This is a genomic window from Paraglaciecola sp. G1-13 (assembly GCF_055809255.1).
On record NZ_CM147903.1, the window covers coordinates 4,737,219 to 4,752,763 of the forward strand.

Below are 15,545 nucleotides of genomic sequence, written 5' to 3' on the forward strand. Positions count from 1 at the left end.
CCTACAACAAAGTTATTTCGGTCTCTTTGTTTATGTGGACTGGGAAAATTTGTTACTAAATTGTTGGTTTTCCTGCTGCGGACTTGTAGAGCCCTAATCTTATAGAGGAGTGTTTAAGTCAATACATAGAATAAGTAGTTGCCCTGTATTCTCCATATCAGTTCAGAAATACCTGTGTTGCCTAAGTCTTTGCTAATGCTCATAAAAGGCTGTTTGTACTATTATTCGGCTTTGTGTATTGCTTTTGAATTTATTGGGGCGGACAATCACCTCATATCCCTTGGTAAATAAAAAGATTAAGAAAGACTACTAATGCTGGTATTTTTTAAGCGCACTGGCGTGCGTATTTTAGTTGGTAAAAGTTAAGCGATGCAATACCGAACGATAATTCGGATCTTAGGCCTACTTGTTGCGTTGTTTAGTGTGACTATGATCCCACCTGCCATCATTTCATTGTACTTTAAAGATGGCAGTGGACTTCCGTTTTTCCTTGCCTTTCTGCTGTGCTTAGGCACAGGCCTGATGTTTTGGTATCCAAACCGGCTTCATCGCAGAGATTTGCGCGCTAAGGAAGGATTTTTAATAGTTGTACTTTTTTGGACCGTTCTAGCAAGTTTCGGTGCGTTACCGTTGCTTCTACTGGAACAACCTGAAATGTCGGTTTCTGACGCGTTTTTTGAGGCGTTTTCAGGTCTAACGACGACTGGGGCGACGGTGATCCAAGGGATCGACTATTTACCTAAAGCGGTGCAGTTTTACAGACAACAACTCCAATGGTTAGGTGGGATGGGGATCATCGTACTGGCAGTTGCTATTCTTCCTATTCTTGGCGTCGGTGGGATGCAACTGTACCGAGCTGAAACGCCCGGGCCAGTGAAAGATTCAAAAATGACACCTCGCATCGCAGATACTGCCAAGCACTTGTGGTACATCTATCTAACGTTAACAATTTGTTGTGGTGTGGCCTATTGGTTTGCTGGTATGAATTGGTTTGACGCCCTTTGTCATGCATTTTCAACCGTGGCGATAGGTGGCTTCTCAAATTATGACGCAAGTATTGGTTATTTTGATAGTCCTTGGATTAACATCGTCTGCGTTATATTTCTGTGGATAGCAGCGCTAAATTTCGCCCTGCATTATGCTGCTGCCAGTGGCAGAACGTTAATGGGTTATTTTTATGATCCTGAGCTACGTGCGTTCTTTTTAATTCAGTTTGTACTGGTCGCTGTGTATTTTTTCGTACTAATGAAATTCAGTTGGTTTGATGGTGCAGGGATCGCCTTTGACCAAGCATTGATTCAATCTGTTTCATTCAGTACTACCGCAGGTTTCGCCACTACCGACTTCTCACATTGGCCGGCTTTTTTACCAATTATGTTAATTTTTTCTAGCTTCATAGGTGGGTGTGCAGGTTCAACTGGAGGCGGCCTAAAGGTTGTACGCGTATTGCTACTTTTCTTACAAGGTAAACGAGAAGTCGACCGCTTGATTCATCCCAAGGCCGTTTATACCGTAAAGCTAGGAGATAGAGCCTTGCCCGATAGGGTAGTAGAAGCGGTATGGGGATTCTTTTCTGCATATGCGATGATTTTCGTTATCATTATGGTCTGTCTTATTGCTACCGGGATGGATGATGTATCCGCTTTTACTGCGACCGCTGCAACCTTGAATAACTTAGGCCCTGGTTTAGGCACTGTGTCCGGTTCATTTGCTGATGTGTCTGATACAGGAAAATGGCTACTTATTTTAGCCATGCTATTTGGGCGGTTAGAGGTGTTTTCGCTTCTTGTACTGTTCTCGCCAACTTTTTGGCGCAGTTAATCTTTACTCCAATAGATAACTAACATGTGCACTTTCAAGTTTTAGCTACACAGAGTCAGTCCTTTTAAAATTTGTCCAAAGGCAAAGCCCTAGCGTGTTTTGTACTACGTTCTCAGTATTGGAATGGGAAATAAAGCGCTTACTTGTACCCCATGCATAAAAAAGGCTACTCGCCGTTAAGTCGAGTAGCCGTTGAATGCTAAAAAGGGCAGCTTCACGCTGCCATATTTCGTTTTAATTTAGAAGAAAGATGCCATAGCGTAAGCCGTTTTTTCGAACATAAGAGGCTGTGCTTCTTCTAGTTCAAGATTCGCTTTATTAGCGGTAGTCACAACACGTGTACGATATTCTTTTTGATTTGTCGCTTCAGAATAGGTTTGCGTTGTAGCGCCGTCATCAGAGATTTTGCTGTTGACCTTAGAGTCACGACGTACGATGACTCCTTTCTTAGCGCGCTCACGAATTTGAATATCAGCAACAAGTAAATAGGTAACGTCTTTAACGAACGCGTTTGCTGCCGTTGATGCTAAACCACCAATTAGACCCGCTGCTGCAGCACCTCGGTAGCTCCCCCCGGTGGCGTAGCCAATAGCTGAACCAGCTGCTACACCTTGAAAACCACTAGAAAGATAGTTTTCAGCGGCGCTAGGTGATGCTTTCTCAAGATTGCGCACAAAAACGCTCATGGTGTACTGGGCCTTATCTGGGCTATCCACAAAAGAGTAGCCATTACCACTACCAGAAATTTGTTCGTTAAGCGCTTGTCTAAATGCATTTCGGTCAAATTCCATCACGGCAGAGCGTACTTCTAAATACACTTTGCGTTTTTCAGGTGGAACGGCATCAACAAAGATTGAAGTGCTGAGTTTAGTTTGAACATCTAAGTCCTTTTTGGCTATTGATGTGTGAACCGCAGCGCAACTTGTTAAAGCTAAAATAGCGAGTCCGACGAATGCGATTTTGGCGGAACGAACATAATTTTTCATAGTAATTACCTTTACTTATGTTATTGATTAAATTGTGGTTTTAGTAGTAGTACCGACCATGGTACCTATGGTAGTAACGACAGTTTCGGTACTGCGTCCAGTTGTAACGTAACAAGTCACGGCATGTATATCCTCGGCGCCAATAAGTGCCTTGGTATTCTGGTGGCTTAACGTTCTTTTTAAGCATACTCTCAATATAGTTATCTACTTCTTTTGGGCGTTCAGCCAAAAATGGGCGTGACATTACCTCACCATTGAGTTGTGCTTGCATTCTTGCTAGCGCTTCTTCTTCTGTTTCTTCCTGTGCGAAAGTAAAAAGCGATAGCAACATACAGCAAAGGCTTAAAAGCACTTGCGGTAAAGTGGGGGATTTTCTAAGAGATGAATTGATATTTAGCATAATATTCCTCCATAAATTCATCATGGCAATCGAGCTGACACGACCTCTTCCTGAGCAGCGTCTAAAAACCTTAACGCTAAACTCACGTAATGCAAAGTGCATTTGTGTGAATTTTTAGCTTTTTCGCTGAAAGTCTTGATTAACGGTAAATTTTTGAATCTAAACGAAGCTATCTGAAATGAAAAAAGCCACGAAGTGGCTTTTTAATTATTCATTTTGTCTGCCATATAAGCGTTGGCATATTCACTTTAGGACTTAACCGAGTAATTTACCTAAACCTTGAGTCAGCAATTGCTTAGCTTGCTGGCCTTCTGGGGTATCCAAGTAAGCCTGAGCTTTGCTAACAAATTGCGTAATCATTTCAGGTTTCAAGCCCAATGCTTCAAATTGTTTTTTCACATCATTAATAGCTTTTAGTGATTCATTATAGCTTGCAGCTTTATCTAAAATGCCTCCTAAACCGCCTTCACTCGTCATATTGCTAATATCAGGTACTGATTCCAATAAACCGCTTACGCCAGGTAGAGCATCGGTCAGTTGGCCGTATTGATCTGAAGAGATATTTTCTTTGGCATAATTAAATATTGCGCCTAAACCGCCAGAGGCTTGAGTTTGTGTAACGCCAAGAGAATCAGTTACAGAGGAGACCATGCCAGAGATAGAAGGCGTGGCAGCTTCTTGCTGTGTTTCCATACCTAGCATGCTTTTAATTGAATCTAACCAGCCTTCTGCGTGTGCCTGTGGCTGAATACTGAGTGCTGCGACTGTAAGTACGATACTTAGTTTTTTCATTATCATTCCTTTAATTAACCAAAGTGGTGAGCCGGATTTTAGGTTACTTCAGTCCATTCGCCAATCTAGTCTTTAGGCTAAGGGAGTTAAGTTTATGTGCTTGCTTACCCAAAGAAGAAAGCACTGGGTTGAAACAGTTTCTCAACATGGCTAATAAACTTTTTGTCGACCAAAAATAAGATCACGTGATCGTTAGCTTCAATTTTCGTATTACTGTGGGCAATAATTACTTCGTCAGCTCTGACTATGGCGCCAATTGTCGTGCCTGGCGGTAATTTGATGTCGCGAATTTCACGCCCCACCACTTTAGACGTGTTTTGATCGCCATGCGCTATCGCTTCAATTGCTTCTGCAGCACCACGTCTAAGTGAGTAAACATTGACAATATCCCCGCGGCGTATATGGGTCAGTAGAGCTGAGATGGTGGCTTGTTGAGGCGAGAAGGCGATGTCTATTTCCCCTCCTTGCACTAAATCTACATAAGCACTGCGCTGAATTAATACCATGGCCTTCTGTGCACCTAAGCGTTTAGCGAGCATGGCAGACATGATATTTGCTTCATCGTCATTAGTCACAGCGATAAAGGCATCTACTTGTTCAACGTTTTCTTCAGTGAGCAATTCATGATCAGAGGCATCACCGCAAAATACGATGGTTTTGTCTAAGTGAGCAGATAGGTATTTAGCCCGTTCTTGACTGTATTCGATTAACTTTACGTTGTGATTATGTTCCAGCAATTTAGCCAAACCAGCGCCAATCAGACCGCCGCCAGCGATCATAATGCGTTTATAACTAGACTCTAATTTTTGTAGTTCACTCATGACAGCACGAATATGCTTAGTCGCTGCGATGAAGAAAACCTCGTCGTCTGCTTCTATCACCGTCGTGCCAAGTGGGCGGATAGGGCGGCCACGTCGATATATTGCAGCTACACGAGTCTCCACGTTCGGCATGTGCTGCTTTAACGTTGACAGGGCATGACCAACTAGTAGGCCCCCGTAATAGGCTTTTACCGCCACTAGGCTGGCTTTGCCGTCAGCGAACTCAACTACTTGCAACGCACCGGGATAGTCAATTAAGCGTTTAATCGCCTTAGTAACTAATTGCTCGGGAGCAATTAAGTGATCTACAGGGACATCCTGATGCTTAAAGAGTTGCTCTTGATAAATAATGTATTGCTCTGAACGAACACGGGCGATTTTGGTAGGGGTTTTAAATAAACTATAAGCTACCTGACAGGCCATCATGTTGCTTTCATCGCTGCTCGTTACAGCGATGAGCATATCAGCATCTTCAGCACCGGCCTTTTTTAACACATCAGGGTGCGAGCCAACGCCATTAATAACACGTAAATCTAATCGGTCTTGCAACTGTCTAAGGGTGTCTTGATGAGAATCTATAACAGTGATTTCGTTCATTTCACCCACGAGGTTTTCAGCGAGGGTTGCGCCGACCTGGCCCGCACCAATAATTATTATTTTCATTGTAGATTCATTCTAACGTGTTGCTCTGTTTAGACAATATACGGTTTTTAGGCTTTTAGTAGTCGAGCGTAATAGAAACCGTCCATTTGTTTTTCACCAGGTAAAATCTGTCTTCCTGGCTTTTGTGCTGCGTCGTTATCAAATTTATCGTCTAACAGCGCATCAGGCGTACGATTTAAAAACGCATTAATTTGCAACTGATTCTCCGCTGGAAGAATTGAACACGTTGCGTAAAGCATAGTTCCACCAGGCTTTAACAACGCCCACATTGCATCGATTATTTTGCTTTGTAACGCGACAAGTACGTCAATGTCGCTGGATTTACGCAACCACTTTATATCTGGGTGGCGGCGAATAATGCCCGTGGCTGAGCAAGGCGCATCTAGCAATATGCGGTCGAATAACTGGCCGTCCCACCATGATGCTGGCTCGCTGGCGTCACCGCAAATGAGTGTCGCTTGATGCCCTAAGCGAGTTAAGTTTTCTTCGATGCGTTTAAGGCGGCTGCTTTCTATATCTATTGCTACGCATGTGGCTAAATCGGGCTGTAGCTCAATTATGTGACACGTTTTGCCTCCCGGCGCTGCACAACAATCTAATACGCGATCATTAGGTTGTGAGCCTAGCAGCCCAGCGGCTAATTGTGCTGCACCATCTTGCACCGCAAACCAACCTTCGTCATAACCTGGCAGAGTGGTGATGTCGCACCCTTTTGATAAAATAATACCTTGAGGCTGGGTTGCTTGACGCTCATAGGCCACTTCCCTGTCGTCTAAAAGTCGACAATATTCATCAGTACTCTTGTGCTTATTATTAACGCGCAACCAAATAGGTGCTTTTACTTGCATTGCGTCTAATATGGTCTTGTAATTATCGGGGTAAGCATCAACGAGCTTTTTATAGAACCATTTTGGCTGTCCGCTCAAAACTTGTTCATTATCAGGTAAATTATGCGCCGTATCTTGGCGTATGAAATTACGCAAAACAGCATTTACTAAACCCTTGGTTGCTATCGCATTTAATGGCACGCAGGCATTCACACATTCAGAAACAGCGGCATGAGTTGACACTCGAGAAAAGGCAAGTTGATAAAACCCAAGCATAATTAGGTGCTCTACCACTTTCACATTTTTCTTTAACGGCTTATCGAGCAACAATCTTAGCCAGTGCTGTAGTAAGGGCAGCTGGCGAAGTACGCCGTAAGTCATTTCTTGCAACCATGCTTTGTCTTTTTCATTATGATCTTGTTGTGCTGCAGGTAAGCATTCTCTAGCTGACATACCTTGCTCTAATATTTGAAAAAGCACACGGGCGGCATCGGCGCGCAAGTTTTGCTGGTATCTACCTTTTGATTGGCTCATGAAAGTATTGTACCGACGCTAAACCAATCACTGTGACCATTGAGTATGTCTTGAGTCGCCAGCGGCTTCTTACCCGGTAACTGTAATGTTTTAATCAACAAAACGCCGTCACCGGTTTGTACACCAATTGCATGCTTATCTGCTTGAATAATTTGGCCTGGCTTAGCGTTATCGCAAATTGGCGTCTGTTGCACTTCAGCGCTACGCACTTTAATAGCGGCGCCGTTTGCTTCGAAATACGCAACAGGCCAAGGGTCAAATGCACGAACATTACGCTCAAGCTGAGCTGCTGTCATGGTCCAATCAATTTTAGCTTCTTGTTTGGATAGCTTTTCAGCGTAAGTAGCCAATGTGTTGTCTTGTGCCTGAGGCGTAAGGTCTCCTAAAGAGGCTAAAGTCTCTAATAATCCCTTAGGGCCAAGCTCCGCTAACTTTGTATATAAGGTTGCGCTGGTATCTATAGGGGTAATCGCAAGACGTAATTCGCTTAGCACCGCGCCTGTATCCAAACCTTTATCCATTTGCATGATGGTGACCCCTGTTTCTGCATCACCTGCCCATATTGCTCTTTGAATAGGAGCCGCACCACGCCACTTGGGTAACAGTGAACCATGTACATTCAAGCAACCGTACTTGGGCGTATCAAGAATAATCTGCGGTAAAATCAAGCCATAGGCGACGACAACCATGACATCAGCATTTAATGCAGCAAGTTGCTGTTGGGCTTCTTCTGATTTAAGTGATGCTGGTTGGTAAACCGGTATATCGTGCTGCTGAGCAAGCTGCTTCACCGCGCTAGCGTGCAGTTTTTTCCCTCGACCAGCAGGTCTATCAGGTTGAGTGTAAGCCGCGATTACCTGATGTTCAGATTCTATTAGCGCGGATAAATGATTGGCGGCGAACTCTGGCGTACCAGCGAAAACAATTTTAAGACCTGATTTCAATGTAACCTCTTAAGCCTTGGCTGCTAAGCGGGCTTCTTTTTCTAATTTGGTTCGGATACGCTGGCGCTTAAGTGGCGACAAGTAATCTACAAAAAGTTTACCTTTTAAATGATCCAACTCATGTTGAATACAAATAGCCAGTAAGCCATCTGCATCCAACGTAAATGCATCGCCATTTTCGTCTAACGCTTTTACGGTTACTTTCTCTGCTCGCTCAACTTTGGCGTAGTTATTAGGAACAGACAAGCAGCCTTCTTCACTGATCGTTGTGCCATCCATGTGCGTAATCTCAGGATTAATAAACACTTGTGGTTTATCTTGCTCTTCAGAAACGTCAATGACCACTACGCGCTTGTGCACGTTTATTTGTGTTGCTGCTAACCCAATACCATTTTCATCCTTCATGGTTTCAAGCATGTCGCTCACCAGTGTCTTTATGGAGCTGTCTATTTTATCAACAGGCGTGGCAACTGTGCGCAAGCGCTCATCAGGAAATCTCAATACATCTAATATAGCCATGTTTACATTTAACTCATTTTGCTCCCACCAAATAAATAAAAAATGGCAAGGAGGTATTCAAAAAATAGCGCACTCGGTTCCTCAATTCTATGGTTGTCAATCAAGGAGGTATCGGTGCTCTTGGTATCAATTATCATACTAACCTGATCTTCAGGCTATTTAATCTTTGCAATAACAGGCTATTCTAACCGATATGGAATAAAAACATAATAGCCCTAGATACAAGGTGCCATGCCACATGTTGAATAATCTACTTCGCTTGAGCCTTGTGCTTCTACTTTCGCCATTTTGGGCGCATGCGGACGTGATAAAACTAAAAGAGAACGCCCCACGTACTTATGTCGTAAAACATGGCGACACATTGTGGGACATCTCTAACCTTTTTCTGCACAAACCTTGGTATTGGCCGCAAATTTGGCGAACGAATACGCAAATTATCAATCCGCATCTCATTTTTCCGGGGGACCAATTACGCCTAACGGTTAGTGCCGCGGGAAAGCCGTTCGTCGATTTAATTCGTGGCGAAAAAAAACCGTATCTAGTGCGCTCACCCTCAGCCACACAAATCAATAAATCGAATCAACCTATTGCTGTACTCCCTTGGCATGAGATAGAACCTTATTTTAATCAAGAGCTTGTGCTGAGTGAAAAGCTCTATGCTGAATTACCATCTATTGTCGGTAGCACGAAAGGAACTGAATACTTTTCAAACAATGATCTGGTGTTGGTTAATCATGAAAAATTGCCATTGGGTCATTATCAGGTTGTGCGTAAGCAGCAGTCTCTATTCAGTGCCAAAGGTGAATTTTTGGGTGTGCAAGTTCGCCATGTGGCCGACGGGCAGGCATTAGCTCCAGCTTTACCTAAGCAATCCTTAGTGACGTTGTCATCCGCTAATTTGGAAGTAAAGCGAGGTGATAAACTCTTAAAAGAAACCCCTAATAATAATGTTGAAGCGTTGCTCAATATAACAGCAGCGATAGAGCAAAGAGGAAATATTATTGCTGATGTATCCCAATACCAATTATCAGGCAAATTTAGCGTTGTGGTTATCGATGTTGGCAGCAGTAATATTAAACGCGGCACGGTAATGGGCATTTATCAACAAGGTGCAGCAGTGATCGATGGAGAGCCGCCAAAGTATCTCGCTGAGGCTCAAACGATTGAGAAACTGTTTGCAGAAAATGATGTATTGCCCCAGCTGTGGATGAAGGTGGGAGAACTTTTGGTCTTTAGCGTCTTTGACAAGGTAAGTTATGCACTCGTCACGCGTTCGTCTACAGTTATTCGAAAAGGCGCTATCGTTGCAAAACCGTAGGGCTGCCAGTTTGAGTGGAGCCTTATGTATCAAGAAAACGAACATGCCTATCGTGAAACATCTGAGAGTGAGCAGCGCCAGTGGCTAATACTAGCCCAGCTACCACGATTTTCTGTTGCTAAACTGGCAACCATATTGCGCAAGAACGCTATACAAATAGCGGATTTATTTAACGCTAATCCAAAGCAACTAGCTGCCTACGGCTTCACCGATGGGCAAATACAGCAATTGCAGCATCCTGATGAGCGGCGATTGGACAAAAGCTTACAGTGGTCTGAGCAAACAAGCAGCTCACTGCTTAACATAACCTCGAAGCATTACCCTAAAGTGCTATTGCAAACGGCCAGACCACCCATATTATTATATTGTCTTGGAAATAAAGATTTATTAAATACTCATCAGATAGCAATAGTAGGAAGTCGCAACCCTTCTATCGCTGGTAAGCAAAACGCTCAGTATTTTGCCCAAGGTTTATCTCAATGCGGATGGACAGTAACCAGCGGGTTGGCATTGGGCATTGATGGTCTTGCTCATGATGGAGTACTTAACGTTCAAGGCAATACTGTTGCGGTGCTAGGGACAGGTCTAAATAATATTTATCCCAAGCGGCACGTTAAAATGGCTGACAGTATACTTGAACAAGGGGGCGCGCTTGTTTCTGAATTTGTCCCTGAGATGCCTGCAAAGCCTGAAAATTTTCCCCGGCGGAATCGAATTATCAGCGGCATGTCGTTGGGTACATTAATCATCGAAGCTGCTATAAAAAGCGGGTCTCTAATCACCGCACGTTATGCGCTTGAGCAAAACAGGGACGTGTTTGCGGTGCCTGGTAATATAAACAACGTATTATCTAAAGGATGCCACTATTTAATAAAACAGGGTGCAAAGCTGGTGGAATGTGTGGGTGATATTAACGATGAATATCAGCATCTGGCACTTAATTTCTTGAATATCCAGCAGAGTGAATTGCAAAAAAGCGCGAGACAAAGCTTGGCTTCTGACAAATTGTTAGATAGTGTAGATTTTGAAACCACACCGTTGGATATAGTTGTAGAGCGATGTGGCATGCCAGTTGCTGAGGTTATGTCTCAATTATTAGAATACGAATTGCGTGGGTTAGTTGCAGCAGTCCCAGGCGGTTACCTTAAATTGGGGGAAAAATAACATGTTTGATATCCTCATGTATCTTTTTGAAAATTTCATTCACAGTGAAACAGAAATTCGCGTCGATCAAGATGAATTGACCGACGAACTGGTGCGCGCCGGTTTTCATCAAGATGAAATATACAAAGCATTATCTTGGCTCGAAAAACTAGCGGCTTTACAAGAAACTGACATAAACCCTTATTTAGTGAAAGGGCCTACTTCTTTTGTTACACGTATTTATACGCATGAAGAAGAGATGCGCCTCGATATCGAGTGCCGTGGCTTTCTCATGTTTTTAGAGCAAATTAATGTACTGGACTCTACAACGCGTGAGATGGTTATTGATCGCGTCATGGAAATCGACTCTAAAGAATTCTGTTTAGAGGACATGAAGTGGGTTGTGCTTATGGTGCTGTTCAACGTGCCGGGTAAAGAAAATGCTTATGCACAAATGGAAGATTTATTATTTGAAGAGCCAGAAGGGCCGTTGCATTAATCACTCTGACACGGGTTTAGAGCGTAAACCCGTGATTGCTAAGGCACACCTGTCACATGTCTAAAATTGATCATTCTCTTTTCAGCACTCATGAATCCGCGTTTGACCCCGGGCCCTGTCCGGATTGCAATGCGCCATTGCAACTTCGACATAGTAAAAATGGTGCGTTTATCGGCTGTAGTGATTATCCAAAATGTGAGTACAGCAAACCACTTCATGATAGCGACAATACTGAATTAACCGTTATTGAAGGCTCCCACTGTCCTGAATGCGAGTCCGAGTTGGTGATTAGAAAAGGGCGCTACGGTATGTATATCGCTTGCAGCAATTTTCCTGAATGCCACTACGTAAAATCAAATAAAACTCAAGACACAGATAAGGTCGAATGCCCCTCTTGCCATAAAGGGCACCTAACAAAGAGGGCCAATAAATATGGGAAGAACTTCTATCCCTGTGACCAGTATCCTCAATGTCACTACGCACTGAATTTTACACCAGTCGCCCATGCGTGCCCCAAATGCGCTTGGCCTGTTATGCAGGAGAAAAAAGCAGCGGCAGGACTTATTTGGCAGTGCCCCGAGCGTAAATGTGGTTACAAGCAGCCTGCGCAGGAATGACCTTTAGGTTTATCCTTGTTACGTCCTGTTTTACACTCTGTGCCATATAAACTCTAAGCAATATAAAAATGACAGCAAACCACACTGACGACCCTTTTTTACTCGACTATTTAGCTGGGAAGGTTTTTGCCTATCCGACGGAAGCCGTCTTTGGCCTAGGATGCGATCCTGATAACGAACAGGCGGTCACCAAACTACTTGCTTTAAAGCAACGCGATGTCAGCAAGGGATTGATTCTGGTCGGGGATAACTATTCACAGTTATTGCCATATGTAGATGACAGCGCCATCAAAATGACTAAGCGCACCGAGATATTTTCAAGTTGGCCTGGACCGATAACCTGGCTGCTTCCTAAATCGAAAACAGCACCGAGTTGGGTGACAGGGGAGTCTGAATTCATTGCTGTCAGAGTCAGTGCTCACCCACTCATAAAGGATCTTTGTCAGCGAGCAAATAAGCCGCTAGTTTCTACAAGTGCAAACACTGCTGGTCATCCGCCAGCGCTGAGTGCCGATGAGGTTACATCTTATTTTTCTGACCAAGTGATCTTAATCGACGGCTCGCTTGGTGGATCCCGCAGCCCCAGTAAAATTCGTCACGGCCATAGTGGCCAAACTATTAGAGATAATTAAACCATGCCCCAACCACACGTGACCGATATCGAATCGGTAAAGCAGTTTTTGCTTGATCTGCAAGACAATATTTGCCAAACGCTAGAAATGGCTGACGGTAAGGGTAGTTTCATCGAAGACAACTGGCAGAGAGAATTAGGTGGGGGCGGGCGTACGCGCGTGCTGACGAATGGCCAGGTGATTGAGCAGGGCGGAGTTAACTTTTCTCATGTATACGGTGGGCAACTTCCGGCATCTGCAACGGCGTCTCGACCAGAGCTAGCAGGTCGGAGCTTTCAAGCGATGGGCGTTTCACTCGTTATTCATCCTAAAAATCCTCACGTACCGACCTCCCATGCGAATGTGCGCATATTCATTGCTGAAAAAGAAGGTGAAGAGCCTATCTGGTGGTTTGGCGGTGGTTTCGACTTAACACCTTTCTACCCGGTGCATGAAGATGTACTCCATTGGCATCAAACTGCCAAGGATTTATGTGAGCCCTTTGGTAAAGACGTATACAGCAAATATAAAAAATGGTGTGACGACTACTTTTACTTAAAACATCGCGATGAAACGCGGGGAGTAGGGGGGCTTTTCTTTGATGATTTAAATGAATGGGGCTTTGAACGTAGTTTTGCATTCATGCAAGCTGTCGGTAATGGTTTTTTAGATGCCTATGTACCTATTTTAGAAAAACGTAAAGATACGTCTTTTTCAGAGCAGGAAAGAAGCTTCCAGCTATATAGAAGAGGCCGGTATGTAGAGTTTAATTTGGTTTGGGACAGAGGAACCTTATTCGGCTTGCAAACGGGAGGGCGAACAGAGTCAATATTGATGTCTATGCCGCCTCTTGCTCGTTGGGAGTACGACTTCCACCCAATACCAGGCAGTAAAGAAGATGCTTTGTATGCAGATTATCTGCATCCTCGGGACTGGTTAAACGAGTAGCCCTTTACTAAACATGTATAAGTATTAGCACTTGGCACCATCAATTGGTGTCGGTGCGAATCTATTGTTTTCTTGATCCAGCTCAAATTTAATCATCCCTCGAATTCTCTCACTTATAACCTGATAAAAATATTGATATAGATCAATAATGACTGGCGATTGCTCATTACACTGCCGTTAAAATTTATACGCAGAGGTAATAATGAAAGTCTTCAAAATAGTGTTATCCAGTTTAGCTTTAACGGCCACCATAATGGGCACAGCCAATGCCTACGAACCAGGTGACATGATAGTACGAGCAGGTTTAACGACAGTCGCTCCAGATGAATCAAGTTCAAATGTAACGGTGCAAAGCGTTGGAAATGTGGGCATGGGAGCATCAGTAAACAACAACACTCAGTTGGGTCTGAATGCGGTCTATATGTTTACCAGCAACATTGGCTTAGAATTATTAGCAGCCAGCCCATTCACACATGATATTACGTTGAATAACACACTCGATAATGAGCTAGGTTTAGGTGACGGTAAATTAGCTGAAAGTAAACAATTACCTCCGACACTTAGTGCTCTTTATTACTTCCCCGTTTCTGAAACCATACAGCCGTATGTGGGGATTGGACTAAATTACACAGTTTTCTTCGATGAGCAATTTGTGGGCAATAGAGAAGCTCAGTCTTTTAATAATTTAAGTCTTGATGAGTCGTTTGGTATTGCCGCGCAAATAGGTATGGATTACAAGTTAGATGAACACTGGTTAATAAACGCGTCGGTGCGCTATATCGATATTGATACAGAAGCAAAGTTTGACGTTTTGGATTTGCCTGCTCAGGTATCAGTCGATATCGACCCATGGGTATATTCGCTCATGCTAGGCTACAAGTTTTAATACAAATGGAAGCGACGTAAGTGCGTCGCTTCCAGTTACTTATTACTAATTCAGCCTTTCTTATCTTTATTCAGCACCTTCGCTATTCAGTCGAACATAATTTTACGCTAGTCTTGCCATACAAATTGATTACGACCTTTGAGACTATGGACCGATACGCCGTTTTTGGTAATCCCATTGAGCACAGTAAATCCCCTTTGATCCACACGCTGTTCGCTAAACAGACCCAACAAGTCATTGAATACGGACGTCAACAACCCGATGCTAACGGGTTCAATGATGCAATCAATGCATTCTTTACCGAGGGCTTTATTGGAGCAAACGTTACTTCCCCATTCAAACTTGACGCATTTCGCTTTGCCGATGAACTGACACCACGCGCTAGAGCTGCTGAAGCGGTCAATACGCTATATAAGCGCCAAGATGGTTCAATTTTGGGTGACAACACCGATGGGGCTGGCTTAGTTCAGGATCTTCAGCGCTTATGGGGGGAGTTAAACGGAAAGCGTTTATTGTTGATTGGCGCTGGTGGGGCGACTCGTGGAGTCATTCTTCCTCTACTCACTGCTAAAGTACAAAATATTCATATTGCTAATCGTACGGCGAGCAAAGCCCAGCAGCTAGCGGATAGGTTTAAAAAAGAAGGGGTTATTACTGCTTCAGGCTTTAACGACTTACCCGAAATACAGTTCGACCTGATTGTTAACTGTACCTCTTCGAGCTTGGATGGAGGGTTACCCGAAATCACTCCGAGTATTTTTATCAATGCATCATATGCTTATGACATGACGTATAAAGCACAGGCAACATCTTTTATGGTCTGGGCTCAAGAATGTACCCCTAGTATTAGAACGGCCGATGGACTGGGCATGTTAGTGGGTCAAGCAGCCGAAAGCTTCTATGTTTGGCGAAAAGTTCGACCCAAAATAGAACCTATTATTGAAATTGTGCGAGAAATGCTGTGAATCAGGCTGTTCAAATTCAAGATGGCTTCGAAATACTAGACGACATTATGGTTATAAATCTAATCGTGTCTGGGCTCATTATGCATTGCCATGTATGTGGAATAGCAATAGGTGATATGGATGAATTTTACCAAGCGAATCAGTTCGACTTGGAAGAAACAATCTCCGAACTTGTAGAGAATGAGCAATGGGATGAAAATGGCGTTATTCACATTAACGCCAAATCGATGGAAGCCTAGAGTAAAACTTGT

At 43.6% G+C, this 15,545-nt stretch carries 17 protein-coding genes; 10 read left to right on the top strand and 7 right to left on the bottom strand.

The window, feature by feature from the left end; all coding sequences use genetic code 11:
* Positions 1 to 369 precede the first annotated feature (369 nt).
* On the top strand, positions 370 to 1,821 hold the full coding sequence (locus AC0L6N_RS20165; protein ID WP_011572967.1) for a TrkH family potassium uptake protein: 1,452 nt from the start codon (positions 370 to 372) through the stop codon (positions 1,819 to 1,821).
* A gap of 239 nt (positions 1,822 to 2,060) precedes the next feature.
* On the opposite strand, the gene AC0L6N_RS20170 is transcribed toward AC0L6N_RS20165, so the two are convergent.
* From AC0L6N_RS20170 to def, 7 genes are all read right to left on the bottom strand, one after another.
* Positions 2,061 to 2,807 carry a complement resistance protein TraT gene (locus tag AC0L6N_RS20170; RefSeq protein ID WP_006994883.1) on the bottom strand — a complete coding sequence of 249 codons (747 nt, stop codon included), beginning with the start codon at positions 2,805 to 2,807 and terminating at the stop codon, positions 2,061 to 2,063.
* Positions 2,808 to 2,847: 40 nt separating this feature from the next.
* Positions 2,848 to 3,207, bottom strand: coding sequence for a hypothetical protein (locus AC0L6N_RS20175; protein WP_011572968.1), 360 nt, complete (start codon positions 3,205 to 3,207; stop codon positions 2,848 to 2,850).
* Between the two features lie 255 nt (positions 3,208 to 3,462).
* Positions 3,463 to 3,999 (bottom strand): DUF2780 domain-containing protein, encoded by a 537-nt coding sequence (locus AC0L6N_RS20180; RefSeq protein ID WP_006994881.1) that lies wholly within the window; start codon positions 3,997 to 3,999, stop codon positions 3,463 to 3,465.
* A 104-nt stretch (positions 4,000 to 4,103) separates the two neighbouring features.
* The gene (gene trkA / locus AC0L6N_RS20185) at positions 4,104 to 5,483 is read right to left on the bottom strand and encodes a Trk system potassium transporter TrkA (protein ID WP_006994880.1); all 1,380 of its coding nucleotides are present in this window, start codon (positions 5,481 to 5,483) and stop codon (positions 4,104 to 4,106) included.
* A 47-nt stretch (positions 5,484 to 5,530) separates the two neighbouring features.
* Entirely contained in the window at positions 5,531 to 6,844 is a 1,314-nt protein-coding gene (gene rsmB / locus AC0L6N_RS20190) for a 16S rRNA (cytosine(967)-C(5))-methyltransferase RsmB (protein ID WP_473477221.1), read from the bottom strand.
* Positions 6,841 to 7,788, bottom strand: a complete 948-nt coding sequence (gene fmt, locus AC0L6N_RS20195) for a methionyl-tRNA formyltransferase (protein ID WP_011572970.1) — start codon at positions 7,786 to 7,788, stop codon at positions 6,841 to 6,843. The genes rsmB and fmt overlap by 4 nt, the downstream gene beginning before the upstream one ends.
* Before the next feature lie 9 nt (positions 7,789 to 7,797).
* Entirely contained in the window at positions 7,798 to 8,307 is a 510-nt protein-coding gene (def, locus tag AC0L6N_RS20200) for a peptide deformylase (RefSeq protein ID WP_011572971.1), read from the bottom strand.
* 238 nt (positions 8,308 to 8,545) lie between these two features.
* On the opposite strand from def, the gene AC0L6N_RS20205 reads away from it, so the two are divergent.
* From AC0L6N_RS20205 to AC0L6N_RS20245, 9 genes are all read left to right on the top strand, one after another.
* Positions 8,546 to 9,625: a LysM peptidoglycan-binding domain-containing protein gene (locus tag AC0L6N_RS20205; RefSeq protein WP_473477223.1), complete on the top strand. Its 1,080-nt coding sequence runs from the start codon at positions 8,546 to 8,548 to the stop codon at positions 9,623 to 9,625.
* Between the two features lie 24 nt (positions 9,626 to 9,649).
* Positions 9,650 to 10,789 carry a DNA-processing protein DprA gene (gene dprA, locus AC0L6N_RS20210; protein ID WP_473477226.1) on the top strand — a complete coding sequence of 380 codons (1,140 nt, stop codon included), beginning with the start codon at positions 9,650 to 9,652 and terminating at the stop codon, positions 10,787 to 10,789.
* A 1-nt stretch (position 10,790) separates the two neighbouring features.
* The gene (locus AC0L6N_RS20215; protein WP_006994873.1) at positions 10,791 to 11,267 is read left to right on the top strand and encodes a DUF494 family protein; all 477 of its coding nucleotides are present in this window, start codon (positions 10,791 to 10,793) and stop codon (positions 11,265 to 11,267) included.
* A 56-nt stretch (positions 11,268 to 11,323) separates the two neighbouring features.
* Positions 11,324 to 11,884: a DNA topoisomerase family protein gene (locus AC0L6N_RS20220; RefSeq protein ID WP_473477229.1), complete on the top strand. Its 561-nt coding sequence runs from the start codon at positions 11,324 to 11,326 to the stop codon at positions 11,882 to 11,884.
* A gap of 68 nt (positions 11,885 to 11,952) precedes the next feature.
* The gene (gene tsaC / locus AC0L6N_RS20225; RefSeq protein ID WP_473477232.1) at positions 11,953 to 12,516 is read left to right on the top strand and encodes an L-threonylcarbamoyladenylate synthase type 1 TsaC; all 564 of its coding nucleotides are present in this window, start codon (positions 11,953 to 11,955) and stop codon (positions 12,514 to 12,516) included.
* Positions 12,517 to 12,519: 3 nt separating this feature from the next.
* The gene (hemF, locus tag AC0L6N_RS20230) at positions 12,520 to 13,443 is read left to right on the top strand and encodes an oxygen-dependent coproporphyrinogen oxidase (protein WP_011572976.1); all 924 of its coding nucleotides are present in this window, start codon (positions 12,520 to 12,522) and stop codon (positions 13,441 to 13,443) included.
* A 202-nt stretch (positions 13,444 to 13,645) separates the two neighbouring features.
* Positions 13,646 to 14,329, top strand: a complete 684-nt coding sequence (locus AC0L6N_RS20235) for an OmpW/AlkL family protein (RefSeq protein WP_473477235.1) — start codon at positions 13,646 to 13,648, stop codon at positions 14,327 to 14,329.
* A gap of 146 nt (positions 14,330 to 14,475) precedes the next feature.
* Positions 14,476 to 15,294 carry a shikimate dehydrogenase gene (gene aroE / locus AC0L6N_RS20240; RefSeq protein WP_473481395.1) on the top strand — a complete coding sequence of 273 codons (819 nt, stop codon included), beginning with the start codon at positions 14,476 to 14,478 and terminating at the stop codon, positions 15,292 to 15,294.
* Complete coding sequence (locus tag AC0L6N_RS20245; protein ID WP_473477238.1) at positions 15,291 to 15,533, top strand: hypothetical protein; 243 nt, start codon at positions 15,291 to 15,293, stop codon at positions 15,531 to 15,533. Before aroE ends, AC0L6N_RS20245 begins: the two co-directional genes overlap by 4 nt.
* Positions 15,534 to 15,545: the final 12 nt, after the last annotated feature.

Excerpts from the sequence above, each read along its gene's own strand:
- AC0L6N_RS20165 (WP_011572967.1), top strand. The coding sequence starts at position 370 with ATGCAATACCGAACGATAATTCGGATCTTAGGCCTACTTGTTGCGTTG.
- AC0L6N_RS20170 (WP_006994883.1), bottom strand. The coding sequence starts at position 2,807 with ATGAAAAATTATGTTCGTTCCGCCAAAATCGCATTCGTCGGACTCGCT.
- AC0L6N_RS20175 (WP_011572968.1), bottom strand. The coding sequence starts at position 3,207 with ATGCTAAATATCAATTCATCTCTTAGAAAATCCCCCACTTTACCGCAA.
- AC0L6N_RS20180 (WP_006994881.1), bottom strand. The coding sequence starts at position 3,999 with ATGAAAAAACTAAGTATCGTACTTACAGTCGCAGCACTCAGTATTCAG.
- trkA (WP_006994880.1), bottom strand. The coding sequence starts at position 5,483 with ATGAAAATAATAATTATTGGTGCGGGCCAGGTCGGCGCAACCCTCGCT.
- rsmB (WP_473477221.1), bottom strand. The coding sequence starts at position 6,844 with ATGAGCCAATCAAAAGGTAGATACCAGCAAAACTTGCGCGCCGATGCC.
- def (WP_011572971.1), bottom strand. The coding sequence starts at position 8,307 with ATGGCTATATTAGATGTATTGAGATTTCCTGATGAGCGCTTGCGCACA.
- AC0L6N_RS20205 (WP_473477223.1), top strand. The coding sequence starts at position 8,546 with ATGTTGAATAATCTACTTCGCTTGAGCCTTGTGCTTCTACTTTCGCCA.
- dprA (WP_473477226.1), top strand. The coding sequence starts at position 9,650 with ATGTATCAAGAAAACGAACATGCCTATCGTGAAACATCTGAGAGTGAG.
- AC0L6N_RS20215 (WP_006994873.1), top strand. The coding sequence starts at position 10,791 with ATGTTTGATATCCTCATGTATCTTTTTGAAAATTTCATTCACAGTGAA.
- AC0L6N_RS20220 (WP_473477229.1), top strand. The coding sequence starts at position 11,324 with ATGTCTAAAATTGATCATTCTCTTTTCAGCACTCATGAATCCGCGTTT.
- tsaC (WP_473477232.1), top strand. The coding sequence starts at position 11,953 with ATGACAGCAAACCACACTGACGACCCTTTTTTACTCGACTATTTAGCT.
- hemF (WP_011572976.1), top strand. The coding sequence starts at position 12,520 with ATGCCCCAACCACACGTGACCGATATCGAATCGGTAAAGCAGTTTTTG.
- AC0L6N_RS20235 (WP_473477235.1), top strand. The coding sequence starts at position 13,646 with ATGAAAGTCTTCAAAATAGTGTTATCCAGTTTAGCTTTAACGGCCACC.
- aroE (WP_473481395.1), top strand. The coding sequence starts at position 14,476 with ATGGACCGATACGCCGTTTTTGGTAATCCCATTGAGCACAGTAAATCC.